Source organism: Mycobacterium sp. NPDC003449 (assembly GCF_053588415.1).
On the sequence record NZ_JBSFPX010000095.1, the window covers coordinates 1 to 26,305 of the forward strand.

Annotated in this window: 25 protein-coding genes; 4 read left to right on the forward strand and 21 right to left on the reverse strand. The window is 66.5% G+C overall.

Annotation, left to right across the window (positions count from 1 at the left end):
- Positions 1-71: 71 nt before the first annotated feature.
- Genes ACWDTP_RS22280 through mqo form a run of 6 tightly spaced genes read right to left on the reverse strand, consistent with a single transcriptional unit; the run spans position 72 to position 7,334 of the window.
- Entirely contained in the window at positions 72-1,835 is a 1,764-nt protein-coding gene (locus ACWDTP_RS22280; protein ID WP_450023744.1) for a proline--tRNA ligase, read from the reverse strand.
- 25 nt (positions 1,836-1,860) lie between these two features.
- Positions 1,861-2,526: a VOC family protein gene (locus ACWDTP_RS22285; protein ID WP_450023746.1), complete on the reverse strand. Its 666-nt coding sequence runs from the start codon at positions 2,524-2,526 to the stop codon at positions 1,861-1,863.
- A 34-nt stretch (positions 2,527-2,560) separates the two neighbouring features.
- Positions 2,561-4,084: an MFS transporter gene (locus ACWDTP_RS22290; protein WP_450023748.1), complete on the reverse strand. Its 1,524-nt coding sequence runs from the start codon at positions 4,082-4,084 to the stop codon at positions 2,561-2,563.
- A gap of 33 nt (positions 4,085-4,117) precedes the next feature.
- A complete protein-coding gene (cobA, locus tag ACWDTP_RS22295) occupies positions 4,118-5,329 on the reverse strand; it encodes a uroporphyrinogen-III C-methyltransferase (RefSeq protein WP_450023750.1) in 1,212 nt (403 codons plus the stop codon).
- Complete coding sequence (locus ACWDTP_RS22300) at positions 5,326-5,799, reverse strand: GNAT family N-acetyltransferase (protein WP_450023752.1); 474 nt, start codon at positions 5,797-5,799, stop codon at positions 5,326-5,328. Before ACWDTP_RS22300 ends, cobA begins: the two co-directional genes overlap by 4 nt.
- A gap of 14 nt (positions 5,800-5,813) precedes the next feature.
- Positions 5,814-7,334 (reverse strand): malate dehydrogenase (quinone), encoded by a 1,521-nt coding sequence (gene mqo, locus ACWDTP_RS22305; RefSeq protein WP_450023754.1) that lies wholly within the window; start codon positions 7,332-7,334, stop codon positions 5,814-5,816.
- Between the two features lie 159 nt (positions 7,335-7,493).
- Here mqo and ACWDTP_RS22310 point away from each other — a divergent pair, with 159 nt between their 5' ends.
- Both ACWDTP_RS22310 and mtr read left to right on the forward strand, forming a co-directional pair.
- Positions 7,494-8,534, forward strand: a complete 1,041-nt coding sequence (locus tag ACWDTP_RS22310; RefSeq protein ID WP_450023756.1) for an alpha/beta hydrolase — start codon at positions 7,494-7,496, stop codon at positions 8,532-8,534.
- 8 nt (positions 8,535-8,542) lie between these two features.
- Positions 8,543-9,928: a mycothione reductase gene (mtr, locus tag ACWDTP_RS22315; RefSeq protein WP_450023758.1), complete on the forward strand. Its 1,386-nt coding sequence runs from the start codon at positions 8,543-8,545 to the stop codon at positions 9,926-9,928.
- Here the strand turns inward: mtr and ACWDTP_RS22320 are convergent.
- Both ACWDTP_RS22320 and ACWDTP_RS22325 read right to left on the reverse strand, forming a co-directional pair.
- Positions 9,925-11,019: a HoxN/HupN/NixA family nickel/cobalt transporter gene (locus ACWDTP_RS22320; protein WP_450023760.1), complete on the reverse strand. Its 1,095-nt coding sequence runs from the start codon at positions 11,017-11,019 to the stop codon at positions 9,925-9,927. The two genes, mtr and ACWDTP_RS22320, sit on opposite strands and share 4 nt — an antisense overlap.
- 57 nt (positions 11,020-11,076) lie before the next feature.
- Positions 11,077-11,406 carry an ArsR/SmtB family transcription factor gene (locus tag ACWDTP_RS22325; RefSeq protein ID WP_450023762.1) on the reverse strand — a complete coding sequence of 110 codons (330 nt, stop codon included), beginning with the start codon at positions 11,404-11,406 and terminating at the stop codon, positions 11,077-11,079.
- 90 nt (positions 11,407-11,496) lie between these two features.
- On the opposite strand from ACWDTP_RS22325, the gene ACWDTP_RS22330 reads away from it, so the two are divergent.
- On the forward strand, positions 11,497-11,754 hold the full coding sequence (locus tag ACWDTP_RS22330) for a hypothetical protein (RefSeq protein WP_450023764.1): 258 nt from the start codon (positions 11,497-11,499) through the stop codon (positions 11,752-11,754).
- 140 nt (positions 11,755-11,894) lie between these two features.
- Here ACWDTP_RS22330 and ACWDTP_RS22335 read toward each other — a convergent pair whose 3' ends face one another.
- From ACWDTP_RS22335 to ACWDTP_RS22355, 5 genes are all read right to left on the reverse strand, one after another.
- The gene (locus ACWDTP_RS22335) at positions 11,895-12,611 is read right to left on the reverse strand and encodes a FadR/GntR family transcriptional regulator (protein ID WP_450023766.1); all 717 of its coding nucleotides are present in this window, start codon (positions 12,609-12,611) and stop codon (positions 11,895-11,897) included.
- 12 nt (positions 12,612-12,623) lie between these two features.
- Entirely contained in the window at positions 12,624-13,397 is a 774-nt protein-coding gene (locus tag ACWDTP_RS22340; RefSeq protein WP_450023768.1) for a 3-oxoacyl-ACP reductase, read from the reverse strand.
- Positions 13,398-14,762, reverse strand: a complete 1,365-nt coding sequence (locus ACWDTP_RS22345) for an aldehyde dehydrogenase family protein (protein WP_450023770.1) — start codon at positions 14,760-14,762, stop codon at positions 13,398-13,400.
- Complete coding sequence (locus tag ACWDTP_RS22350) at positions 14,759-15,472, reverse strand: gamma-glutamyl-gamma-aminobutyrate hydrolase family protein (protein ID WP_450023772.1); 714 nt, start codon at positions 15,470-15,472, stop codon at positions 14,759-14,761. Before ACWDTP_RS22350 ends, ACWDTP_RS22345 begins: the two co-directional genes overlap by 4 nt.
- Before the next feature lie 106 nt (positions 15,473-15,578).
- Positions 15,579-16,946, reverse strand: a complete 1,368-nt coding sequence (locus ACWDTP_RS22355; RefSeq protein WP_450023774.1) for a glutamine synthetase family protein — start codon at positions 16,944-16,946, stop codon at positions 15,579-15,581.
- Between the two features lie 193 nt (positions 16,947-17,139).
- Here ACWDTP_RS22355 and ACWDTP_RS22360 point away from each other — a divergent pair, with 193 nt between their 5' ends.
- Entirely contained in the window at positions 17,140-18,690 is a 1,551-nt protein-coding gene (locus tag ACWDTP_RS22360; protein ID WP_450023776.1) for an amino acid permease, read from the forward strand.
- Between the two features lie 19 nt (positions 18,691-18,709).
- On the opposite strand, the gene ACWDTP_RS22365 is transcribed toward ACWDTP_RS22360, so the two are convergent.
- The 8 genes from ACWDTP_RS22365 to ACWDTP_RS22400 form a co-directional block, all read right to left on the reverse strand.
- Positions 18,710-19,366, reverse strand: coding sequence for an MBL fold metallo-hydrolase (locus ACWDTP_RS22365; protein WP_450023778.1), 657 nt, complete (start codon positions 19,364-19,366; stop codon positions 18,710-18,712).
- Positions 19,363-20,448, reverse strand: coding sequence for an S-(hydroxymethyl)mycothiol dehydrogenase (locus tag ACWDTP_RS22370; protein ID WP_450023779.1), 1,086 nt, complete (start codon positions 20,446-20,448; stop codon positions 19,363-19,365). The genes ACWDTP_RS22365 and ACWDTP_RS22370 overlap by 4 nt, the downstream gene beginning before the upstream one ends.
- Positions 20,449-20,505: 57 nt before the next feature.
- Positions 20,506-20,754 (reverse strand): ferredoxin, encoded by a 249-nt coding sequence (locus tag ACWDTP_RS22375; RefSeq protein WP_450023781.1) that lies wholly within the window; start codon positions 20,752-20,754, stop codon positions 20,506-20,508.
- Positions 20,751-21,704, reverse strand: a complete 954-nt coding sequence (locus ACWDTP_RS22380) for a PDR/VanB family oxidoreductase (RefSeq protein WP_450023791.1) — start codon at positions 21,702-21,704, stop codon at positions 20,751-20,753. The genes ACWDTP_RS22375 and ACWDTP_RS22380 overlap by 4 nt, the downstream gene beginning before the upstream one ends.
- A gap of 2 nt (positions 21,705-21,706) precedes the next feature.
- Complete coding sequence (locus tag ACWDTP_RS22385; RefSeq protein ID WP_450023783.1) at positions 21,707-22,852, reverse strand: cytochrome P450; 1,146 nt, start codon at positions 22,850-22,852, stop codon at positions 21,707-21,709.
- 84 nt (positions 22,853-22,936) lie between these two features.
- Complete coding sequence (locus ACWDTP_RS22390; RefSeq protein ID WP_450023785.1) at positions 22,937-24,154, reverse strand: cytochrome P450; 1,218 nt, start codon at positions 24,152-24,154, stop codon at positions 22,937-22,939.
- 1 nt (position 24,155) lies between these two features.
- Entirely contained in the window at positions 24,156-25,172 is a 1,017-nt protein-coding gene (locus ACWDTP_RS22395) for an alpha/beta fold hydrolase (RefSeq protein WP_450023787.1), read from the reverse strand.
- Positions 25,173-25,440: 268 nt separating this feature from the next.
- On the reverse strand, positions 25,441-26,305 hold an 865-nt coding region (locus tag ACWDTP_RS22400; RefSeq protein WP_450023789.1), incomplete at its 5' end, for an AraC family transcriptional regulator.

A 26,305-nucleotide genomic window follows, 5' to 3' on the forward strand; every position in this document is an offset into this window, starting at 1 on the left:
CAGACGCCCCGGTACCCCGGAAAGCGCTTTCACGGGTACCGGGGCGTCTGCTCGCGGGGAGAAGGTGACCCTCAGCCGGCCGTGATCGCCGTCGAGATGTCGGCCGCGGCACCGTCAACGCCGACCTCGCGGGTCTCCCCGGTGAAACGGTTGCGCAGCTCCACCACCCCGTCCGACCAGCCGCGGCCCACCACCACGATCCAGGGCATCCCCAGCAGCTCGGCGTCCTTGAACTTCACCCCCGGCGACGCCTTGCGATCGTCGAAGAGCACCTCGTGGCCCAGCCGGTCGAGCTCGGCGACCAGTTCGGTGGCGCCGGTGCGGGCGGCGTCGTCCTTGTTGGCCACCACCACGTGCACATCAAACGGTGCGACGGTGCTGGGCCAGCGCAGCCCCAGCTCGTCGTGCTGCTGTTCGGCGATCACCGCGACCATCCGGGACACCCCGACGCCGTAGGAGCCCATGGTGAGCCGCACCGGTTTGCCGTCCTCGCCGAGCACATCGGCGCTGAACGCCTCGGCGTATTTGCGGCCCAGCTGGAAGATGTGGCCGATCTCGATGCCGCGCGCGGAGGTGAGCACACCGGCACCGTCCGGCGACGGGTCGCCATCGCGGATCTCGGCGGCCTCGATGGTGCCGTCGGGAGTGAAGTCGCGACCGGCGACCAGCCCGACGACATGCTTGTTCAGCGCGTCGGCGCCGGTGATCCATGAGGTTCCCGATACCACGCGCGGGTCGACGAGATAGCGGACACCGTTGTCCTGCAAGGCTTTCGGCCCGACATAGCCCTTGACCAGGAACGGGTTCCTTTCGAAGTCGGCATCGTCGAGCAGCGCGAATTCGGCGGGCTCGAGCGCGGCGCCGAGCCGCTTCTCGTCCACCTCGCGGTCGCCGGGAACCCCCACCGCGAGCAGTTCCCACTCGCCGCCCGGCTCGCGCGTCTTGAGCAGCACGTTCTTCAGCGTGTCGGCCGCGGTGACCTCGCGACCGGCGGCCCAGCTGGTCAGGCCTGCGGAGTTGGCCCAGGCCACCAGGGTCGCGATGGTCGGGGTGTCCGGCGTGTCGTGTACCTGCGCCTCGGGCTGGCCTTCGATCGGGATTTCCTCGGGCGCCCTGGTGATCACCGCCTCGACGTTGGCCGCGTACCCGGATTCGAGGCAGCGCACGAAGGTGTCCTCGCCGATCTCGCTCTCGGCCAGGAACTCCTCGGAGGCGCTGCCGCCCATGGCGCCCGATACCGCCGAGACGATGACGTAACGCACGCCGAGCTTGCCGAAAATGCGTTGATAGGCCTCGCGGTGGGCGTGGTAGGCGGTCTTGAGCCCGTCGTCGTCCACGTCGAAGGAGTAGGAGTCCTTCATGACGAACTCGCGGCCCCTCAGGATCCCGGCCCTGGGGCGCGCCTCATCGCGGTACTTGGTCTGAACCTGGTAGAGGATCACCGGGAAGTCCTTGTAGGACGAGTACTCCCCCTTGACCGTGAGCGTGAAGATCTCCTCGTGCGTCGGCCCGAGCAGCAGATCGTTGCCGCGCCGGTCCTGCACCCGGAACAGGGTGTCGCCGTACTCGGTCCAGCGGTTGGTGGTTTCGTACGGCGAGCGGGGCAGCAGCGCGGGCAGCAGGATCTCCTGGCCGCCGATCGCGTTCATCTCGTCGCGGATGATCTTCTCGATCCGGCGCAGGACCCGCAGGCCGAGGGGCAGCCAGCTGTAGATGCCGGGGCCGACCGGGCGGACGTAGCCGGCCCGGATCAGCAGCTTGTGGCTGGGGACCTCGGCATCGGCCGGATCGTCGCGCAGGGTTCGCAGGAACAGCTCGGACATACGGGTGATCACAGGCGACAACTGTAAAGCGTGGTGGTCAGTCCCGGCCTTGCCAGGTACAGATGCAGGCCTCGTTGCCCTCGACATCGGCCAGCACCCAGAACGCCGGCGCCGCGGCGTCACTGACCAGCCTGCCGTTCGCGGCCAGCGCCGCGTCGAGTCGGGCCTGCGCGGCATCGTGCGCTACGTCGATGTCGAGGTGGATCCGATTACGTTGCCGCCGTGCCGCATCCATCTGCTGGAACCAGATCGCCGGGCCGCGCCCGAACGGGTCGACGAGGCCGGCGTTGAGATCGGATGGCCCGATCTCGTCGACGTAGCCGGTGATCGCCTGCCAGAACGGCCGCACCGCGGCGATGTCGAGCGCGTCGATCGCGATCTCCACGGCCTGGATCGCACCGCGGCCGACCGACATCTCGAAGCCGTGCGCGGCCAGCACCCGCGAGATCTGGTGGGCCAGTTCGAGGTCACGCCCGGTGCCGCCGTCGGGTGCCCGCAGCCGCAGGACGGCCCGGTCGGGCCGGATGTCGACGGTCAGATGCCCGGCCGCGTCGCCACCCGCCGCGGCGACCGCGTGCGCTGCCGCGGCAACGGCGGCGTCCATCGAGGGCACCAACACCTCGGCGTAGACGGCTCCCAGTACCAGCCGCCAACCCAGCGGGCCGACGGTATCGGAGATGTGCTGGCGGGTGCGGCTGGCCACCACCTCAGGCTAACCGGAGCTCACACCGTCGGCGCTATTGATCGACCTCGATATCGCCCGCGTCGATCGCGTCCTTGACGTCCTGGGCGTGGGCCACCTGTTGGGAGTTGTAGCCGATGAACAGCGCCGCCCCGCCGACCAGGACGGCCACCGCGGCCACCCACAGCAGGCCGTAGGTGTAGGCCGCGTCCAGCGCCCCCAACTGCGCGTCGTTCATCTCCTTGACCGGGCCGGTGGTGCCGCCCAGGTACAGGGTGCGCGAGGTGATGACGGCCTGGATGACGGCCAGCACCAGCGGCCCGCCGAGGTTCTGCAGCATCAGCGCGATCGCCGAGGCCGGACCGATCCGGTCCAGGTCGACACCGGCGATCGCGGACAGGGTCAGCGGCACCACGATCATGCCGATGCCGATCCCGCCGACGGTGATCGGCAACACCAGGTTCGGGAAGTACGGGATGCCGCGGTGCAGCGTCGAACCGTAGATCATCGCGCCCAGCACCAGGATGCCGCCCACGATCACCAGCACCCGCGGCGGGAACGCCCGCACCAGCTGCGAGGAGGCGCCGAGGCCGATGCCCATCCCGATCACGAACGGGATGAAACCCACCCCGGCGTGCAGCGCGCTGTAGCCGAGGATGTCCTGCACGTAGAGCCCGATCAGCACCGTGAGGGTGAACAGCACCCCGCCGGCCAGGAAGATCGCCGCGAAGGTGGCGACCCGGTTGCGCTCATGGAACAGCTCGAACGGCACGACCGGGTTCTCGGCGGTGCGCTCGGCGATCAGGAAGGCGATGCCGAAGACCGCCGCGGCCGCGCCCGACGCCAGGGTGATCGGTGCCAGCCAGCCGCTCTCGGGTCCTTGCGTGAACGCGAACACCGCGGCCGTACAGCCCAGCGTCGCCAGCAGGGCCCCCGCGGCGTCCAGCTTCATCCGCTCCCGGTCGGTCTCGCGCAGCGCGGTGCGGGCCAGGTAGAGCATCGCCAGCCCGATCGGCACGTTGACCAGGAAGGCCCACCGCCACGACACCTCGGTGAGCGCGCCACCGACCACCAGGCCCATCACCGAGCCGATGGCGGTCATCGCGCCGAACACCGCGGTGGCGGCATTGCGGGCCGGGCCCTTGGGGAAGGTGGTGGCGACCAGCGCGAGCCCGGTCGGCGAGGCGATCGCGGCGCCGATCCCCTGCAGCAGTCGCGCGATCACCAGGGTGGCCTCGTTCCAGGCGATGCCGCACAACACCGAGGCGATGGTGAACAGCGTGACGCCGACGATGAAGGTGCGCTTACGGCCGATGGTGTCGCCCATCCGGCCGCCCAGCAGCATCAGGCCGCCGAACGTCAGCACATAGGCGGTGATGACCCAGCTGCGGCCCGCGTCGGACAGGCTCAGCTCGTCCTGGATCTTGGGCAGCGCCACGATCGCGACCGTGCTGTCCATGGTGGCGAGCAGCTGCATACCGCCGATGGCGATCACCGCGGAAAGAAAGCCCCACGATGGGAACCAGGACGGGAGCCGGGCGGCCAGCCCCTCGCGGCGGCCGTTGTTGAGAGCCGTCATGACGAGCTACCTTACCGTAATCTTAATAATCCTTTAACCGGCGAAGCCCGCCACCGGGCCGATCACGATGATCGCGGGAGGTCGAATGCCCTCCTCGCGGATCCGCTCCGGCGCGTCGGCGAGGGTGGCCCGCAGCGTGCGCTGCGCCAGGGTGGTCCCGTGCTGTACCACCAGCACCGGGGTATCCGCAGGTCGGCCGCCGTCGCGCAGAACCTTGGCGAACAACTCGATGCGTTCGACGGCCATCAGCAACACGATGGTGCCGCCCATCGCGGCCAGCGCATTCCAATTGACTAACGATTCCGGATGCCCGGGCGCGACATGGCCGCTGACCACCACGAACTCATGCGTCATCCCGCGGTGGGTGACCGGAACACCGGCCAGGGCGGGCACCGCTATGGCGCTTGTCACACCGGGGACGACGGTGACCGGGATCCCGGCGTCCGCACACGCGATGACCTCTTCGTAACCGCGCGCGAACACGAACGGGTCGCCGCCCTTGAGGCGCACCACGAACTTGCCCTGCCGGGCCCGGTCGACGAGCACCTGGTTGATCGCGTCCTGGGCCATGGCCCGCCCGTAGGGGATCTTGGCCGCGTCGATGACCTCGACGTGCGGGCCGAGTTCGGCCAGCAGATCTTGGGGTGCGAGCCGGTCGGCGACGACCACATCGGCCCGGGCCAGCAAACGCCGCCCGCGCACCGTGATCAGCTCCGGATCGCCGGGGCCACCACCGACCAGCGCGACGCCGCTCGGCGCCTCGGGGCCCGTGTCGGCGGTGATGACACCCTGCTGCAGCGCCTCGTGGATGGCCGACCGGATCGCCGCCGAGCGGCGGTGTTCGCCGCCCGCGAGCACCCCCACCGACAGTCCGTCGTAGTCGAACGTCGCCGGGGTCACAGCGGAACCGTCCCTGGCGATATCGGCGCGGACGCAGAAGATGCGGCGCAGCTCGGCCTCGGCCGCGATCTCGGCGTTCACCCGGGAGTCGTCGGTGGCGGCGATGACATACCAGGCGCCGTCGAGGTCGCCGGCCCGGAACTCGCGCAGGTGCAGCCGGATTCCCGGGTCGTCCTTCCCGAGCGCCTCCACCGCAGGGGTGGCGGCCCGCGCGATGACGTGGACGTCGGCACCGTGGGCGATCAAGAGCGGAAGGCGCCGCTGTGCGACGGTCCCGCCGCCGACCAGGACGACCTTCTTGCCGGACAGGCGCAGGCCGACGAGGTAGGCGTTCTCCGCGCTCACGTCTGATCGGCCTCGGCGCGGGATCCGGGGCGCACCATCGGCACATGCGGTATGCCGTCGTCGAGGAACTCCTCGCCGTCCCGGACGAACCCGTGCCTGCCGTACATGTCCTCCAGGTAGGTCTGGGCGTTGATGTGGCACGGATCGTCGCCCACATCGGCCAGCGCGGCCTGCATCAGCCGGGTGGTGTGTCCCTGGCCGCGCGCGCTGCGTTTGGTGCACACCCGGCCGATCCGGAACGCCTTCTCGCCGCCGGGGTGCTCCTCCATCAAGCGCAGGGTCGACACCACCTCGCCGTCGGGCGCCTCCAACCAGAAATGCCGGGTCTCGGACAGCAGGTCACGGCCGTCGAGTTCCGGGTAGGGCGTTGCCTGTTCGACCACGAACACCTCGATCCGGAGCTTGAGCAACTCGTAAAGGGTTGTCGCATCGAGGTCTTTGGCCCAGCTGCGCCGTAAGGCGACCGTCATCCGTTCGCCCGCCGTCAGACGGTCGTCGAGACGTCCGAAGGGGCGGCGGCATCCAGCTTGAGCACCTTGGTGCCCCAATCCCACACCTCGGCGAACAGGCCGGGTTCATCGGACAGTTTGGTGCCCAGCGACGGGATCATCTCCTTGAGTTTGGGCATCCAGCCCTGGTACCGGTCGGCGAAGCAGCGCTCCAGCACGTCGAGCATCGCGGGCACCGCGGTCGAGGCGCCCGGCGAGGCGCCCAGCAACCCGGCGATGCTGCCGTCGGCCGCCGAAAGCACGGTGGTGCCGAACTCCAGCACCCCGCCCGCGCCCTTGCGGCGGATCACCTGCACGCGCTGCCCGGCGATATCCAGCTCCCAGTCGGAATCGACTGCGCTGGGGGCGAATTCGCGCAAGGCATCGACCCTGGCGGCCTCACTGAGCAGCAACTGGCCGACCAGATAGTTGACCAGACCCATCTCGGTGAGCCCGACACCGATCATCGACATCAGGTTGTTGGGTTTGACCGACAACGGAAGATCGGTGACCTTGCCCTGTTTGAGGAACTTCGGCGACCAGCCCGCGAACGGCCCGAACAGCAGCCAGGGCTTGCCGTTGATGATGCGGGTGTCCAGGTGCGGCACCGACATCGGCGGCGCGCCCAGCGGCGGCAGCCCGTACACCTTGGCCCGGTGCGCGGCGGTCAACTCGGCATTGTCGGTCCGCAGGAACGCGCCACCGACCGGGAACCCGCCGAAGCCCTTGGCCTCGGGGATGCCGGCCTTCTGCAGCAGCGGCAGGGCCCCGCCGCCCGCGCCGACGAAGACGAACCTGGCGTCGATCTTGGTCTTGTTCCCGGTGCGGCGGTTGACCACCTTGACCGTCCAGCCACCGTCGGAGGTCTTGCTCAGGTTGCGTACCTCGTGCCCGAACAGCGTGTTCATCCCGCCCTGTGCGGCAAAGCCGATCAGCTGACGCGACAGCGAACCGAAGTCGACATCGGTGCCTGCCTCGGTCCAGTTCAGGGCCACCGGGTCGGAGAAGTCGCGTTTGGCGGCCATCAGCGGCAGCCTGCTGGCGAATTCGGCGGGGTCGTCGATGAACTCCATCGATGCGAACAGCGGGTTGGCGACCAGCGCCTGCTGGCGACGTTTGAGGTAGTCCACGCCGGCCGTGCCGTGCACGAAGCTGACGTGCGGCACCGGGTTGAGGAAGCTGCGGACCTCGGGCAACACCCCGTTCTCCACGGCATAGGCCCAGAACTGCCGCGACACCTGGAACTGCTCGTTGATGTTGACGGCCTTGGCGATATCGATCGTGCCGTCGTGGCTCTCAGGGGTGTAGTTGAGTTCACACAGCGCCGAGTGTCCGGTGCCGGCGTTGTTCCACGGGTCGCTGCTCTCCGCGGCGGCCCCGTCGAGCCGTTCGATCAGGGTGATGGTCCAGGTCGGCTCGAGCAGCCGGAGCAGCGCACCCAGCGTCGCGCTCATGATGCCGGCACCCACCAGCACGACGTCGGTCTTCGCGGTCTTACCCACGTTTGCCTCTGACACCCTGATCGCTCGTCCTTCATATCGCACGGCCCGTCCACATCGACGGCTGACTCGTACGCTCAGGTTATCGCGCGGCGATTATCGGTTGACCGGGCATACCAGTGCGATCCGTCACCCCCGGCAGGTCCAGGCACGGGCGCAGCAACCGGGCGCGCCGCTATGGTGGGGTCCGTGACGTCACGGGAGCCCGTCTGGGAGCCGGATGTACTTCCCGGCTACTGGCAGCACACCATCGACCTCGGACCGGATCCCGACGGTGAGGGCGATCTGGCCGCCACCCTGGTACGCCGCGGCGGCCACGAGGCGGCCGGCAGGCCCGGCCACGCCGTGCTGGCGTTGCACGGTTACACCGACTATTTCTTCCACACCGAACTCGCCGACCGGTTCGCCGACCGCGGATTCGCCTTCTACGCGCTCGACCTGCATAAATGCGGACGGTCGCGGCGCGAGGGCCAGACCCCGCACTTCACCACCGAACTGTCGCGCTACGACGCCGAGGTCGAACGGGCGCTCACGGTCATCGCGACCGATACCGGCGGCGCGCGGCTGTGCCTGTACGGCCACTCCGCGGGCGGGCTGATCATCACCCTGTTCGCCGACCGGTTGCGGGCCAGGGGCGCGCTGGCCACCCACAACATCGGCGGGCTGGTGCTCAACAGCCCGTTCTTCGACCTGCACGGTCCCGCGATCCTGCGGGCCGCGCCCACCTCGGCGGCGCTGCTCGCGCTGGCCCGGCTACGCAAGCTGCAGGTGGTCCGCAAACCCACCGAGGGCGGCTACGGCACCAGCCTGCACCGCGACTACGGCGGCGAGTTCGACTACAACCTGGACTGGAAACCGCTGGGCGGTTTCCCGGTCACGTTCGGCTGGCTCAACGCCATCCGCCGTGGCCAGGCTCGGCTGCACCGCGGTCTGGACGTCGGGATCCCCAACCTGATCCTGCGGTCCGATCACAGCGTCCACGAATCGGCCGACCCGCAGACCATGCGCTGCGGCGATGCGGTGCTCGACGTCCACCAGATCGCCCGCTGGGCCGGCTGCGTGGGCAACCACAGCACGGTGGCCCCGATCGTCGACGCCAAACACGACGTTTTCCTGTCCACGGCCGAGCCGCGAGCCGCGGCCTACCGCGAACTGGACCGGTGGCTGGACTACTACCTGGGTTTGCAATCCCCGTCAAGCACAACACTTTCCGGATAGGACGGCACGTGGAGCACTACGATCTCACCATCATCGGCACCGGTTCGGGCAACAGCGTCCTCGACGACCGGTACGCAGGCAAGAAGGTGGCGATCTGCGAGCAGGGGACATTCGGCGGCACCTGCCTGAACGTGGGTTGCATCCCCACCAAGATGTTCGTCTACGCCTCCGAGGTCGCCCACACCGTCGCCGACAGTGCCCGCTACGGCGTCGATGCCCACATCGACAAGGTGCGCTGGCCCGACATCGTGTCACGGGTGTTCGGCCGCATCGACCCGATCGCGGCGGGCGGTGAGGACTACCGGCGCTCCAACCCCGACGTGACGGTGTACTCCAGCCACACCCGGTTCGGCCCGACGACCGAGGACGGCCGCTACACCCTGCGCACCGAGGACGGCGAGGAGTTCAGCTCCGACCAGGTGGTGATCGCGGCGGGTTCGCGCAGCTTCATCCCGCCCGCGATCGTCGACTGCGGGGTGAAGTACTACACCAGCGACAACATCATGCGGATCCCCGAGCTGCCAGGGCATCTGGTGATCGTCGGCGGCGGGTTCGTATCGGCCGAATTCGCCCATGTGTTCTCGGCGCTGGGCGTGCACGTCACGATCGTGGTGCGCGGACCGGGCCTGCTCACCCACTGCGACGAGACGATGTGCCACCGGTTCAGCGACCTGGCCGCCGAGAAGTGGGATCTGCGCACCCACGAGAACGTGGTGGGATCACGTCAGGACGGCGACCGGATCATCCTGGAACTCGACGACGGTGAGACCCTGGCCGCCGACATGCTGCTGGTGGCGACCGGGCGGGTCCCCAACGGCGATCTGCTGGACGCCGAACTGGCCGGCGTCGAGGTCGACGACGACGGTCGGGTGATCGTCGACGAGTACCAACGGACCACGGCGCGTGGCATTTTCGCGCTCGGCGACATTTCGTCGGACTATCAGCTCAAGCATGTGGCCAACCACGAGGCCAGGGTGGTCAAGGAGAATCTGCTCCGCGATTGGGACGACACCGCCAATCTGGTCGCCAGCGATCACCGGTTCGTGCCGTCGGCGGTGTTCACCGAACCGCAGATCGCGACGGTCGGGTTGACCGAGGAGCAGGCCCGCGAGGCCGGCTACGACATCGTGACCAAGGTGCAGGACTACGGCGACACCGCCTACGGCTGGGCCATGGAGGACACCACCGGCATCGCCAAACTCATCGGCGACCGCGCCACCGGCAAGATCCTGGGCGCCCACATCATGGGCTATCAGGCCTCGTCGATCATCCAGCCGCTGATCCAGGCGATGAGCTTCGGGCAGACCGCCGAGGAGATCGCCCGCGGCCAGTACTGGATCCATCCGGCCCTGCCCGAGGTGATCGAGAACGCGCTGCTCGGGCTGCTCGACTAGGGCCGGGCGCCCCAGCGTTCCTCGATCCGGCCGAACCGCCAGATGCCGAGGGCGACCAGCCAGCCCACCACGAACAGGCCGACGATGGCGAACCCGGCGAATTCCAGGTCGGCAGAACCGATCACCGCGAGCGGACCCGAGGTGATGCCGAGCCGGTCGACCAGCAGGCCGGTCAGCACGATGCCGCCGACCACCAAGGCGACGATGACCGAGAGCATCGTGACGGTGAGGTTGTAGTAGACCTTGCGAACCGGCTGCAGAAACGCCCACCCGTAGGCCCGTGACATGAAGATTCCGTCGAGGCTGTCGAACAGGCTCATGCCCGCGGCGAACAGCACCGGTAACACCAGCACGGCGTACCACGGCAGGGTGAAGGCCGCGGTGCCCGCGGCCAGCACCAGCAGCGCCACCTGGGTTGCGGTGTCGAAACCGAGCCCCATCAGGAAACCGACCGGGTACAGGTGCCACGGCTTGCTGACTCGCCGCATCACCCGGCCCAGCAGGCGGGCCAGGAAACCCCGGTTGTCGAGTTGTCGTTCCAGCTCGGCCTCGTCGAGTTCGCCTGTCCGCATCGCCCGGAACACCTTGGCGATCCCGACGGCGGCGACGAGGTTGGTCAGACCGATCAGGATCAGAAACGTCCCGGCCACCAGCGAGCCGATCAGGCCCAGGGTCTGCAGCATGGCCGAACCCTCGTCCTGCACCGGGCCGACCAGCGCCCGGACCCCGAGGGCCAGCAGCAGCGCCAGCCCGAAAACCACGCTGGAATGCCCGAGCGAGAACCAGAATCCCGCCGACAGCGATCGGGTGCCTTCGCCGACCATCTTGCGCGTGGTGTTGTCGATGACGGCGATGTGATCGGCGTCGAAGGCGTGCCGGACCCCGAGCAGATAGGCGGTGACGCCGAGCCCGACGCCGAACACCCCGGCCGAGCCGAGGGTGATGTGCTGCGGCGCGACACCGAGCACGAGCACACCCCAGCCCAGCACGTGCAGCAACGCCACGACACCGCCGATGGTGGCGATCGACATCCAGTCGGCGCGATCGAAGCGGGTGGCCGCGGTGCTCTCGGTCGGCGCGCCGATGGTCATCGGCCGAGCGTAGAACTCACCTGTTCATCTGTCCAGGTGAACAGATGAGCGGTCCGGTCAGCCGTGTCTGGCGCCGATCCAGTGCAGCAGATCGTGCACAACCTCATCGGCCAGCCGGTAGGCCACCATCCGCCCGACCCGGTCCGAACTCACCCAGCCCTGGTCGCGGAGCACTCGAAGCGCTTGGGAGACAGCATTTTCCGACCTTCCCAAGGCGGCGGCCAGATCACTGACACAGATGTCGGGGGCCCGGTGCAGGCCGAGCAGGATCTGCAGCCGGTGCGGATCGGAGAGCAGATCGAACCGCCGTGCCCAACCGGCCGCGTCCACATCGGCCAGCGCCGACGAGGCGCGTTCCACCTGGGCCTGGTTACCGGGCTGCGACACCCTTCGAATCTAGTCCAGGACCACGACGATGCAGAGCGTACGTTGATTGCTGACCCGACCCGCCGCCGAGAAGAGAGGACCCCAGACGACGTGACCGATGACGTGCTGCTCGGAGAGTTCACCTCGTTCATGGCCACCGCGGGCGACCGGCACGCGTCGGACACCGCGGCCAACGCCGCGACGTTCGTGGCGTGGTACCGGGCGAACACCGCCCGAGGCCTCGATGCGGTCGGCGAGGACGACATCGTCGACTTCGTCTACGACTGGAGCGGATGTGGCGGCATCCGTCCGCGCGCACTGCGGCTGTTCTCGATGCCCTCGGCCGGCATCATCCGGATCGCAAGGTAGCCAAGGCGGCCCGCAAAGCGGCGATGCGCCATCGCAGTTGGATGGCCAATCGCGATTGAGCCCACCCACGAGCGTGCGCAGACTGCTGCGGTTTCCCGGCGTGTCGAGCGACAGACCCGCACGGTCGCGGGGCATGGCGGTCAGTCCAGGAAGCCGTGCAGCAGGGCCGCCGATCCCCCGATGTGGGCCAGCATCGCCGCGGCCGCTCCATCGCCGTCACCGGCCAGGATGGCGATGACGATGATCTCGTGCTGTTCATCGGAATGGGCGATGTTGCGTGCCAGCAACGGAATCTGGTCGAGCAGCGCGTTGAGTCGCATCCGGTTCTCGGCGACCAGCGGCACCAGCGACGGGGATCCGGCGGCCTCGGCGATCGCCAGGTGCAGGCGCGAATCCAGCCGCCGGTAGTCGGCCGGGTCGGCGCCGCGGACGTCGGCCAGCCGGGAGAACAGGCCGTCGCGCTCGGCGGCGCTCAGCGTCCGGCCGGCCGCCATCCGGGCCGCGCCGACCTCGAGGATCTCGCGCAGCCGCATCGCGTCCTCGATCTCCTCGCGGGTGGCCCGTGGGGGGTCGGCCACCGGCCGCGGCAACTCGTCGGCCAGGAAGGTCCCGCCGTAGCGGCCGCGCCTGGACACCAGATAGCCGGCATCGGCCAGGGATTTGATGGCGTCGCGCACGGTATCGCGGCTCACCCCGAGCCGCGACGCCAATTCGCGCTCGGGCGGCAGGGATTCACCGGGTGCCAGCACCCCGAGGCGGATGGTCTCCAGTAACCGGCCGACGGTGTCCTCGAACGCATTGCCCAGCCGGACCGGACGCAGCAGTGCGTCACTGGTCGGCTGTGGGTCCGCACTCATCGGATCACCCTGTCACAGCGGCGTCACGTAGGCCGAGCTGATACCGCCGTCGACCAGGAATGTCGAACCGGTGATGAACGATGCGTCGTCACTGGCCAGAAAGGCGACCGCGGCGGCGAGTTCCTCCGGTTCGGCGAACCGGCCGAGCGGAATGTGCACGAGCCGCCGCGCGGCCCGCTCGGGGTCCTTGGCGAACAGTTCCTGTAGCAGCGGTGTGTTCACCGGGCCAGGACACAGTGCGTTGACCCGGATCCCCTGCCGCGCGTACTGCACACCGAGTTCACGCGACATCGCCAGAACGCCGCCCTTGGACGCGGTGTAGGAGATCTGCGAGGTCGCAGAACCCATCACCGCCACGAACGACGCGGTGTTGATGATCGACCCCTTGCCCGCGGGCACCATGTGCCGCAGCGCCGCCCGGCACGACAAATACACGCTCTTGAGATTGATGTCCTGCACCTTCTGCCAGGCCGGCAGCTCGGTGTTCTCGATCAGATCATCCTCGGGTGGGGAGATCCCGGCGTTGTTGAACGCGATGTCGACGCCGCCGTGCACGTCGAAGGCGGTGTCGAACAAGCGATCAACCGCGTCCTGATCCGAGACGTCGACCTGCACGAAGGTGGCGTTCAGCTCGTCCGCGACGGCCTTTCCGGTGACCGGGTCGATATCGCCGATGACGACGATCGCGCCTTCGGCCTGCATGCGCCTGGCCGTCGCCAGTCCGATGCCGCTCGCACCACCGGTGATGACGGCGACCTTGTCCTTCAGTCTCTGGTTCAGGTCCATCTACAGCTCCTCTACGGCGAAGAAGACGTTCTTGGTCTCGGTGAAAGACAGCGGCGCGTCGGGCCCCAGTTCACGGCCGAGCCCGGACTGTTTGAAGCCGCCGAACGGGGTGTTGTAGCGCACCGACGAATGCGAGTTGACACTGAGATTGCCCGCCTCCACCGCGCGCGACACCCGTACCGCGCGGGACAGGTCGTCGGTCCAGATCGAGCCCGACAGCCCGTAGGCGGTGTCGTTGGCCATGGCGATCGCATCGGCCTCATCCTCGAACGCCTGCACGGTCACCACCGGTCCGAAGATCTCCTCGGTGACCGTCCGGTCGGTCCGCTGCGGTGTGAGCACCGTTGGCGGGAACCAGAATCCGGCCCCCTCGGGGGCCGAACCACGGAATGCCACCGGTGCGTCGTCAGGCACATAATCCGACACCGCCTCCCAGTGCGACCGCGACACCAATGGGCCCATCTCGGTGTCCCTGGCCGTCGGATCCCCCACTGCAACGCCGCGCACGGCGGGCTCCAAAAGTTCCATGAAGCGGTCGTAGACACTGCGCTGCACCAGGATCCGGCTGCGGGCGCAGCAGTCCTGACCGGCATTGTCGAACACCCCGTAGGGTGCGGTTGCCGCGGCACGCTCGATATCACAGTCGTCGAAGACGATGTTGGCGCTCTTTCCGCCCAACTCCAGCGTCACCCGTTTGACCTGAGCGGCCGCTCCGGCCATCACCCGGGTGCCCACCTCGGTGGACCCGGTGAACACCACCTTGCGGACATCGGGATGGCTGACGAACCGCTCCCCCACCACCGAACCCTTACCCGGCAGCACCTGGAAAAGATCCGGATCCAGGCCCGCCTCGACGGCGATCTCACCGAGCCGGATCGACGTCAACGGGGTCCACTCGGCCGGTTTGAGCACCACCGCGTTGCCCGCCGCCAACGCCGGGGCGAATCCCCACGCCGCGATGGTCATCGGGAAGTTCCACGGCGTGATGACCCCGACCACGCCGAGCGGCTCATGGAAGGTGATGTCCAGCCCGCCCGACACCGGGATCTGCTGACCGGACAGGCGTTCCGGGCTGGCCGAGTAGAAGGTCAGCACGTCGCGGACGTGTCCGGCCTCCCATTCGGCCTGGCCGATCGGATGCCCGGAGTTGGCCATCTCCAGTGCGGCCAGTTCACCGACGCGTGCGTCGACGGCGGCGGCGAAGGCCCGGAGCGCGGCGGCGCGCTCCGCCGGGGCGCGCCGGGCCCAGGCCCGTTGCGCGACCCGCGCCCGGGCCACCGCATCGTCGACGGCGGCCTCGTCGAGCTGCTCGACGGTGGTGAGCACCTTCTCGGTCGCCGGGTTGACCACCTGGCTGGCTGTCATGAGACCCTTTCTGTCGCATAGGTTCTGGCTGCGTCCACCAAACCGGTGAATAGCCGGATATCGTCGAGCCGTTCCTCGGGATGCCACTGCACGGCGAGCACGAACCGGTCGCCGTCCGCGGGTTCGATCGCCTCGATCACACCGTCCGCCGAATCGCGCGCGCTGGCCACCAAGCCGTCGGCGAGCCGGTCGATGGCCTGATGGTGGTAGCACTGGGCGTCCGAGGTCGCCCCGATCAGCGCGGCGAGCCTGGTGCCCTGCACGGTGTGCACCGACGAGGTGCTGAACACCGCGTTGCCCTGCTGGTGGCGGGTATGGCCGAGGACGTCGGGCAGGTGCTGGTGCAGCGTGCCGCCCAGCGCCACGTTGAGCACCTGCGCGCCCCGGCAGATGCCCAGCAGGGGTATCCCGCGCCGCAATGCGGCGCGCACCAGGGCGAACTCCCATGCGTCGCGGTGCCCGGCCGGCTCGTCGGTGGACGGGTGGCGCCGCTGCCCGTAGGCGGCCGGGTCGACGTCGCGCCCGCCGGTGATCACCAGGCCGTCGACACCGTCGAGCACTCGTTCGGCGGCCCGCTCGTCGGCCGGTTGGGGCGGCAACAGCACCACGGTGCCGCCGGCCAGGTTCACCCCGTCGAGGTAGATGGCGGGCAGAAAGCTGGCGTTGACATCCCACACCCCGGTCTGCGCCTGCTGCAGGTAGGTCGTCATGCCGATGACGGGCCGCACGTTTTCCCTGCCGGATTCCCCGCGAGCAGACACGCCGGTACCCGGAAAACCGCCATTTGGGGTACCCAAGTGTCTGCTCGCGGAAGGACTAGAGCCGTTCAAAACCGCGAATCCTTTCCCAATCCGTGACGGCGGCGTTGTAGGCCGCCAATTCCACCCGCGCATAGTTCAGGTAATGCTCGACGACCTCGTCCCCGAAGGCCTCTCGAGCCACCTCCGACTTCTCGAACAGTCCCGCCGCCTCGGACAGTGTGGTCGGCAACCGCTCGGCACCGCTGGTATAAGCGTTGCCCGCCAAGGCTTCCGGAAGTTCGAGTTCCCGGTCGATACCGTACAGGCCGCCGGCGATCAGCGCCGCCACCGCCAGGTACTGGTTGACGTCACCGCCGGGGGCCCGGTTCTCCATCCGCATCCCGTGGCCATGCCCGACCACCCGCAGCGCGCAGGTGCGGTTGTCCAGGCCCCACGCGACGGCGGTGGGCGCGAAGCTGCCGTCGGCGAAACGCTTGTAGGAGTTGATGTTGGGCGCGTAGCACAGTGACAGTTCACGCAGGGTGGCCAGCTGCCCGGCGATGAAGCTGCGGAACATCGGCGACATCCCGAGTGGATCACCGTCGTCGGCGAATACCGCGCTGCCGTCCGCACCACGCAGCGAGATGTGGATATGACAGCTGTTACCTTCGCGCTCATCGAATTTCGCCATGAACGTCAGGCTCTTACCGTGCTGTTCGGCGATCTCCTTGGCACCGTTGCGGTAGATGGTGTGGTTGTCGCAGGTGACCCGCGCATGGTCGTAGCGGAAGGCGATCTCCTGCTGGCCCAGGTTGCATTCGCCCTTGACCCCCTCGCAGTACATCCCCGCGCCGTCCATCCCGAGCCGGATATCGCGCAGCAGCGGTTCCATCCGGGTGGAGGCGTGCATCGCGTAGTCGACGTTGTAGTCGGTGGCAGGGGTGAGGTTCTTGTACCCGGCCGCCCATGCGTCGCGGTAGGTATCGTCGAAGACCATGAATTCGAGCTCGGTGCCGATATAGGGCACCAGGCCGCGATCGGCCAGCCGGGCGATCTGCCGGTTGAGGATGCTGCGCGGCGCCTGTTCGACGGGACCGCCGCCGACCCAGGACAGGTCGGCCATCACTAGCGCCGAGCCCGGCAGCCAGGGAATCAGCCGCAGCGTGTCGAAGTCCGGCGTCATCACCATATCGCCGTAGCCGGTCTCCCAACTCGACATGGCGTAGCCGCTCACGGTGTTCATATCGACGTCGACGGCGAGGAGATAGTTGCAGCACTCCGCGCCGTGCGCGGCGACCTCCTCGACGAACAACCGGGCGGACACCCGCTTGCCGGTGAGCCTGCCCTGCATATCGCAGAACCCGACGATCACGGTGTCGATGTCACCGTCGGCAACCATTCGCCGCAGCTCCTCCAGCGCCAGCATGCCGGGGTTAGGGCTCATTGCGCGCCTCTCTGTCGGATGGGACCCGCCCACCGGCCGTGGCTGGTAGCCGACCATTGCATTGTCACGATGCGGCGATGACGCCACAGATCTCCACGATTATCACGCTCAAAGGTAGGACAATCAACCAATAACCGCATATTCTGCCTATGCACTGGAACCTCCGCCCCGTCCGCTCCCCGAGGAGACCGCCATGCCAGAAGGTCATGAGCAACTCAGCGACGACGAGAAGCATCTCGCCAAGCTCGGCTACACCCAGGAATTGCAGCGCTCCTGGTCCGGATTCTCCAACTTCGCCATCTCATTCTCGATCATCTCGATCCTGGCCGGCTGCTTCACCTCATTCGGGCTGGGCTGGAACAACGGCGGCCCGGCCGCCATCGCCTGGGGCTGGCCGATCGTCTCGGTATTCATCCTGATCATCGGGCTGTGCCTGTCCGAGCTGGTCTCGGCGTATCCCACCTCCGGCGGAATCTATTGGTGGGCTTCCAAACTCGGCGGCCCGAAGGCCGGCTTCTACACCGGCTGGCTCAACCTGATCGGCCTCGTCGCCATCCTGGCGTCGGTGTCCTACGGCTGCGCGACCTTCCTGGACCTCACCCTCGGCACCTTCAGCGAGAGCTGGCTGGCCGGATACAGCCTGACCCGCACCTTCGGACTGTTCGTGGTGATCCTGGCCGTCTCGGCGGTGATCAACATCTTCTCCAGCCACCTGCTCGCGGTGATCAACAACGTGTCGGTGTGGTGGCATGTGGCCGGCGCGGCCGCGGTGATCCTGATCCTGATCTTCGTGCCCGAGCAGCACGCCAGCTTCTCTGACGTGTTCGCCCAGACCATCAACAACAGTGGCATCTTCGGCGGTGAGAAAGGTTGGGGCTGGCTACTGTTCGTGCTGCCGATCTCGGCGATCCTGACCCAGTACACGATCACCGGCTACGACGCGTCGGCGCACCTGTCCGAGGAGACCAAGAGTGCCGCCGACGCGGCCGCAAAGGGCATCTGGCAGTCCATCTTCTACTCGGCTATCGGCGGCTGGATCCTGTTGCTGTCGTTCCTATTCGCGGTGCAGGACGCCGACGGGGTGTCCAAGGGCGGCGGCGCCGTGGCGGTGATCTTCGCTCAGGCCATGAGCTCCAAGTGGGTGGCCATCGTGCTGCTGATCTCCACCGCAGGACAGTTCTTCTGCACCACGGCGTGCCAGACCAGCGCATCGCGCATGCTGTTCGCGTTCAGCCGCGACCGCGCGGTCCCCGGCCATCAGCTGTGGTCGAAGATCAACGCCAGCCGGGTACCCGCCAACGGCGTGATCATCACCGCCGCGATCGCCGCGCTGATCACGCTGCCCGCGCTGGTTCCGGTCGAGATCAACGGCGCCCCGGTGCCGGTCGCGTTCTTCGCGGTGGTCTCCATCGGCGTGGTCGGGCTGTACCTGTGCTTCGCGGTGCCGATCTACTACCGCTGGAAGGCCGGTGACTCGTTCGAGCAGGGCCACTGGAACCTCGGCAACAAATACAAGTGGATGGCGCCGGTGGCGATCATCGAGATCATCGTCACCGCGATCATCGCGATGTTCCCGACCTCGCTGGGCGGCATGCCGTGGGACCCGAGTTTCGAATGGAAGTTCGTCAACTACACCCCGCTGCTGGTCGGCGGCGTGCTGTTGCTGCTGTTCATCTACTGGCATGTATCGGTGAAGCACTGGTTCACCGGCCCGATCAAACAAGTGGACACCTCGACGGTGTGACGGCCCACCAGGCTTATAGTCAGTGGCCACGCGCAATCCACTCACCAACGCACACTACTTCTTCGGAGACCGTGGTGGATGCCCCATGGCCGGGGTGAATCTGGGTATGCGCCGGCAAGCCCAAAATTCGGTCACGAATGGAGTCGATGATGGTGGGAAAGTCCGAATAAGAACGTCCCGTGGCACCGGGCCCTCCCGCAAACAACGTGTCTCCGCTGAAGAGCGTATTGCTCTCTGGCAGGTACAGGCACACGGAGCCAGGCGAGTGACCCGGAGTATGCACCACACGAAGCTCAGTTCCGCCGAAGCCAACACGCTGGCCGTCGACGATCGGCATGTAGCGTGCGTCACCGTATTCGCTGCGCCACAGCATGTCATCTGCGGGGTGCAGTAGCACCGGCGCGCAGAGTTCACGACCCAACTGGTCTGCTGCATTGATGTGATCGTTGTGCCCGTGGGTGCAGATGATCGCCGTGACGTCACAGTCACCGACGGCATCGCAGATCCGGCCGGCATCATGGGCCGCATCCACGATGAGGACCTCATCGTCGGTGCCGACCATCCACACGTTGTTCTCCACCTCCCAACTTCCACCATCGAGGCTGAAATAACCTCTGGTAACAACCCTTTCGATACGTAGATCGGCTGAACGAGCTACCACCTTCACCTCACTCACAGCATCACGACCGAGCGGAGCACAGTACCTGCGTGCATGGCTGCGAATGCCTGCTCGATGTCCTGCAGAGTGATTCGTTCGGTGACGAAACGATCGAGCGGAAGCCGCCCTTGGCGGAACAGTTCCACCATGGTGGGGAAATCCCGCTCAGGAAGGCAATCTCCGTACCATGACGATTTGAGTGCTCCGCCGTGCGAAAAGATGTCGATCATAGGAATTTCGAGTTTCAGGTCCGGTGTAGGCACCCCCACGAGGACCAGAGTTCCGGCGAGGGCCCTGGCGGCGAACCCCTGTGTCCAAGTTTCTGGTCTACCGACGGCGTCGATCACCACGTCAGCACCCGCACCGCCGGTGAGCGCGCGAATTGATTCGACGATGTCGCATTCTATGGCGAGAAGCGCATCTGTCGCGCCGAATTGTCTCGCCCAGTTCAGCTTTCGCTGGTCGCGGTCAACCGCGACGATGGTGGTGGCGCCCACCAAAGCCGCTGCGGCGATCGCGGCGTTTCCCACTCCCCCGCATCCGATGACGGCGACGGAATCGCCCCTGCTTACACCGCCGGTGTTGATGCAGGCGCCGATCCCGGCCATGACACCGCACCCGAGCAGGCTCACCGCCGCCGAGTCGGCCAGCGGATCTACCTTGGTGCATTGCCCCTCGTGCACCAAGGTCTTCTCGGCGAACGCACCGATGCCTAAAGCCGGCGTCAACTCCGTACCGTCCTCCAAGGTCATCGGACGAGACGCGTTGTGTGTGTTGAAGCAGAATTGTGGTCGACCACGACGGCAAGCCCTGCATTCGCCGCAGACGGCACGCCAGTTGAGCACCACGAAATCCCCTGGCTGTACGCGCGCCACATCGGATCCGACAGCATCGACGATCCCGGCAGCTTCGTGACCTAACAGGAACGGGAAAGCATCGCTGATGCCGCCGTTCCGATACACGACATCGGTGTGACACACCCCGCAGGCCTGGACTTGCACCACGACGTCGTACGGTCCGGGATCGGGAACTACTATCGCGGTGACCTCGGTTTGGGCGGACTTTCGCGAAGCGATGACTCCGCGCACGGTTTCTGGCATCGGGCTCCTGACACGATGTGGGAAAGATGGAACGTCAGCTCGCCGGCAACGGGGTGGCTACCGAGTGGCTCCCGGATCGATGGGGCGCGCGTCGAGCAGCCGAAGCGCGTTCATCGGACACGCGGACACGGCCAGGGCCACGTCGTCGCTTTCAGTGGCGGAAAACGCGGTTCGGCGGCCGGTAATCTGTACTTCGCCGTCCGCATCGAGCTGGAAGGTGTTCGGCGCGGTCGCCACGCACTGTGCGTGCCCTTCACAGCGATTGCGATCGACTTCGATGATCTGACCCAGCACTTCGAAGCTCACGGCTGATCCGGAGGCTTAACGTCCAGGCACAGCCGCGTTGAACGACTTCGGGATACACACACCATCATGCGGTCGCCGGCTGCGCGTTCCTCGTCGGTGAGGATGGAATCCCGATGGTCGGGAGTTCCGGACCGCACCGGGGTCTCACAGCTACCGCATACGCCCTCCTCACATGAGGAGATGACATCGATACCGCAGTCGCGCAGGATATCCAAGACACTTCGGTCAGCGGGGACGGACAGCACCTGGCCGCTGCAGCCCAACTCGATCTCGAACTCGGCATCGACCACATCGTCGGCCGCCTGACGTGCCTGAAAGCGTTCCAACCGCAACGAGCTCAGCAGCTGCAGCCGCTCACAGTGATCTTCAACAGCGCGCAACAGTGGTTCGGGCCCGCAGCAGTAGATCAGGGTGTCGGGCGCGCATCGGCTCAGTGCCCCTTCGATGTCGAGCAGCCCGTCGACGTCCTGCGGGCGGATCGATACCTTGGGACCACGTTGTTCGAGCTCGTCTGCGTACGCCATCGACGTACGATGACGACCGCCGTAGAGCAGCTGCCAATCTGCACCCGATGAGATCGTCGTGGAGATCATCGGGATGATGGGAGTGATTCCAATACCGCCGGCAATGAACAGATAGCCGGCAGCGGACTCGAGCTCGAAGTTGTTCCGCGGACCGGCCACCTCGAGCACCGAGCCGACCTGAACGTGGTCGTGAACAGCCTGAGATCCGCCGCGGCCGGCGGCCTCTCGCAGCACAGCGATTCGATAGTGCTGTCGATCGGAAGGTTGGCCACAGAGCGAATACTGGCGAACCACGCCCGGTGAGACGGTGAGATCGATGTGAGCGCCGGGCTCCCAGCCGATGAGTGGGCGCCCGTCGGGATCGCGGAAGCTCAGCTCGATGACGTCGTCGGCGATGTCACGCCGACTCGACACCTCCAGGAACATGCTCACGTCCGTGACTGCTCGGGGGTGAATGCGACCGGAAGCGAGGTCACCGCCATCAGACCTGCGATGACACCTGTCTCGTCGACGTCGCCGACGAGGTGGACGTCCGGAATCCTGGTCAGAAGTACCTGGAGCACCGCGCGCATCTCGGCGCGCGCAATATGTTGCCCCTGGCAAGAGTGCAGCCCTCCCCCGAACGCGACATGGGCGTTGCGGGACCGGTCGGCGTTGAAGCACTCGGGATCGTCGAACTGGCGCGGGTCCCTGTTCGCCGCCGCCAGGTTCATCACGACTCGTTGGTTCTCCGAGAACTGCACTCCGCCAACAGAACTATCACCGTGGACAGTTCGCGCGAAGAACTGCAGCGGTGTGGTCAGTCTGAGACTCTCCTCGATGACACGATGCAGCAGAGCTTTGTCGTCGTTGTTGACGAGTCGGTCGCGCAATCCGGGTACGGTCAATACGTATCGCAGCAGCCCGCCGATTCCGGTTGCGGTCGAATGGTGTCCGCCCAACAGGTATGCGGTCATGATGCCGGTGACCCGTTCCGCATCCACCGGTACACCGTTGAGTTCCCCCGTCGCGATGTCGGTCAGGTAGTCGTTACGGGGTTGTCTGCGCCGAAGCTCCAGCTGTGCCTCGTTGAACGCCGCGAACTCCTGCATGTTCGCCTCGAACTCCGGGGTGCCGATACTTTCGAACAGCTTGATGGCGATTCGGCGCACCTCGACGGACTCGTCCTTGTCGAGCCCCACCATGCGCCCGATGACGATGGCCGGCAATGGTTCTGCCAGCTCATCGGCGAGGTCCGCGGTGCCGCGAGCCGCGAACTCGTCGACCAGTCCGTTGGCGATCTCGACAATCGTCGGCTCGAAGCCACGCACCGCACGCGGGTTGATGGGGCCGTCCATCATCTTGCGCAATGTGGTGTGTGCCGGCGGGTCGAACTCCAGCGGCGGAACCCGGGGCACTCCGGTGTCGGGGATGAATACGCCCTCTCCCGACGTGAACGTGTCTGCATTGGACAGGATCTCGCGTACGTCGGCGTAGCGACTGACGTAATCGAGGCCCCCGAAGCGCTCGCTGTGGGCTATCGGGCACTGCTCCCGCATATCGGTGTACGCCTGTCGCATGTCAGCGGCAGACACCGAGGAGTCGTTGTGGTCGAATTCGGTCAGTCGGTCAGATTTATTGGCACAGTTCATTGTTCGCTTACCATCCCTCGTTGGAAATCAGGACACCGATACCCGCACGGAGGCGAAGGCGCGGATGACGTTGTTGACGCCCCGCGAGCTCGTGTCGAGTTCGATCCGCTCGACGCGCCTGGCCAGCGCTGCCAGCACGGCGTGCGCTTCGATGCGGGCCAGGCCTTGCCCGGCGCAGCTGTGGATGCCGTACCCGAACCCGGCGTGGTCGGCGCACCGCCGGGTGATGTCGAAGTCGTCCGGATTGGTCCATTTGCGTTCATCGCGGTTGGCGGACGCGTACAACACCAGGACCGGGTCACCTTCATCGAGCATGACGTCGTGATATGCCGTCGGTCGCGACACGTGGCGGCAGAATCCACGAATGGGTGTTTCGAGTCGCAGCACCTCGTTGAAGGCATTCGGGATCAGTTCCGGATGTGCCCGTATCGCGTCCCACTGGTCAGGGTGCGTGGCGAAGAGCCAGATTGCACTTCCCACAGCACTGATGGTGGTGTCGAGCGAGGGCGCGAGGTAGTCGATGAGCAGTGCCGGACATTGTTCGTGCGTGATCCGGCCCGCATCGGCTGCCGCCAGGACACCGGCGCCAAGGCCGCCGGGAGTCAGATCTCGGGCGCCGACACGTTCAGCGGCGTACTGGGCCATTTCGGCAACGGCAGGCAACGATTGCTGACCACGCTCGTTGAGCGGGCCGAGCGCGTTGAACGTCGCCGACGCCCAATCCAACATGCGTTCACGCCCTTGCCGGGGAAGTCCGATGAAGTCCGGTACGACGGACAGCGGTAGCACCTGGGCCAAGTCCGTCACGGCGTCGAAGTTGCCTCGCTCGACCAGGCCCTCGACGAGCTGATCGGCTTGCTCCTCGATCCCCTCCCTGCGTTTGGCGAGTGCGCGCGGCGTCAGCGAATGCGCGACGATGTCGCGATACTCGTCGTGCTCGGGCGGGTCGCTACCCAGGGTTGTGCCCTTGGCGACCTCGTTGAGCGGATCGTTGAGTGCTACACCTCCTCCCGAGGAGAACGTGTCGAAATCCTTCAGCACTTCGCGGACGTTCTCGTAGCGGGCCACCACCCACGCCTGGTAACGGCTCATCCACACGATCGGGCCCGCGTCGCGGAGCTCCCGATAGGCCCCGTAGGGCTCGATGATGTGTTCGTCGGCGTAGATGTCGACGTCGGATGCGGGCGCCTTCAGTCTTCCCGCCAAGGGCCGCGCCCCGTCGTTCGAGGTGATGCTCGGCGGCATGTCAGTGCGCTCCCGTGACGTCAATCGCCAAGAGCTCGCGGATGAGTGCCGTTACCTGATCCGGCGCCTCGATAGGCCAAAAGTGCCCCGCATCGATGTAGCGCACCAGCACCTCGGGTGCATTCGGGATGTAATCGCGTGCCTGTTCGTAGAATTCGCGTGGCTGGGTCTTGCTGTCATAGCCCTGCATGACCATGACGGGGCACTTCCAGCTGTCGAGCAGACGGTTCCGCCGCTCGATCCATTCCTGACGGAACGTCGATGAATTGAAGTATCGCGGAACAGCCTTCTCGATATCCTCGAATGAGTATTCCTGGATGATGCGACGCATGTCCGCGTCAGACACCGGGCGCATGGTCAGCCAGGTGTACGCCCAGACCACGAAGTGCGTCTTGTCGAGCATCATCCCCGAAAACGGTGAGTCGGCGAACAATTGGCCTTGTGGCGCGAGGCTCGGGTGGAAGTGGTAGAGATGCTGCTCCCCGCGGCCGTAGCGCAGTACGCGGTCGGGATGGTTGGCAGCGATGAAATCCGCCTGGCAGGTTCCGCGGTCGTGGGTCACGACGTTGAAGCGATCGATCCCGATGACGTCCAGTGCGGCGAGCAGCTGCTCGCCTGCGGCCTCGTGACGATAGTCCCCCGGGGACTTCTCCGACTGGCCGTAGCCCTTCAGATCGAAAGCAATGCAACGGTATTCACCGGCCAGTGCTGCCATCTCGTGATGCCACTCATACCAGGACTCCGGTATGCCGTGCAGAAAGACGATCGGTTCGCCCTCACCGGCTTCGACGTAGTGGAAGCGCACGGCCTCCTGATCGCCGGGCGCGTCGACGAAGTGGTGCGTGAAGGTGACACCGTCGAGCACCTCGACATCGCCTTCTTCATCGACCGCCCGAGGCTGCACGTCGCGAAATTCGGCCACCCGGGCCGCCACGCGCGCTTCGTCGGGCATGAAGTCTGTGAGTACTTCAGCTGCCCTGTCGGGGAGTGCCGAGTACTCCAGGTCTGATGCCGTCATCTCGCGAAATCCTCCTTTGTCGGCCCTGATCAAGGCGTGTCGTCAGAGCCGTGACCTGTCAGCGAAACCGGCGCCTTCAACGATCACGGTCGCCGGTGGATGCAACCATTCCCCGGCCGCAGGCGACACACAATGTAGTTGCGGGTATCGGCCAAGGCCGCCGCGATTTCAGGACAGCGGTTGGCCTGTGCCTGTTTCGGCACGCAACGTCCGCTCAGGCCAGGGCTGGAGCTCGGACGATCCGATTACGGGCGCAGACCTCTACCGGTCAAGGCAGAGCATGCCGCAGCGTCTCGGATGGCGTTACGCCATAAGCCTTTCGGTACTGCTCGGCGAACCGTCCGAGATTGGTGAAGCCCCAGCGCCGTGCGATGGCGCCCACCGTAATTCCGGCGCGAACGTCACCGGCCGACAACTCGGCGTGGGCGCGCTGCAGGCGGCACTTGAGGATGTACCCAAGGGGCGTCGTTCCGAGGGTGTCCCGGAAATTCTGCTCCAATGCACGCAGACTGATTCCCAGGGCTTTGGCGACCTCGCTCGGCGTGACCGCGGCCGGGCGGGCTTCGATGAACTCGACCGCTCGGCGAACGGCCGACCGTCGATTCGACGAATCTTCGTTGCCCAGCGCAGCGCTGCCGGTATTGGGCTGGGAGACCAACAGTGTGAGCAGGAGTTGGTCGCGTATCCGCGCGGCCAGCGGTGCTGACAGGTGCTGCCCGGGTGGAATCCGGGAAACCGCCAACTCGGCGAGCCGGAAGCATCCCAGAAGACTCTCCAGCACATGCGGTGAGTCGACTTCGCGTTTGAAGTCGAGACGCTCGATTTCGCCGAGCAACGATCCGGCAAAGTCGTCGAGCGCGGACCGCTCGACCTTCAGACAAAACATCGACATGTTCGGCGACCACTCCATCATGAATGGCTCCGTGGACGAGATGACCGCAGCACTGCGACCAGCGTGCGCTTCGAAACGGTGCCGCCCCTGAATCATTTCGAACTTTCCCTCAAGTGGGAAACAGACGCCGATGGCCTCGTCCATCGGCGGCGCGACGACCGCCAACGCCGCCCGGTAGTTCATGTAGAACAGCGACAGCCCATTGAGGGACAAGCCGTTGACGCGCGCGTCGAACTCGGAC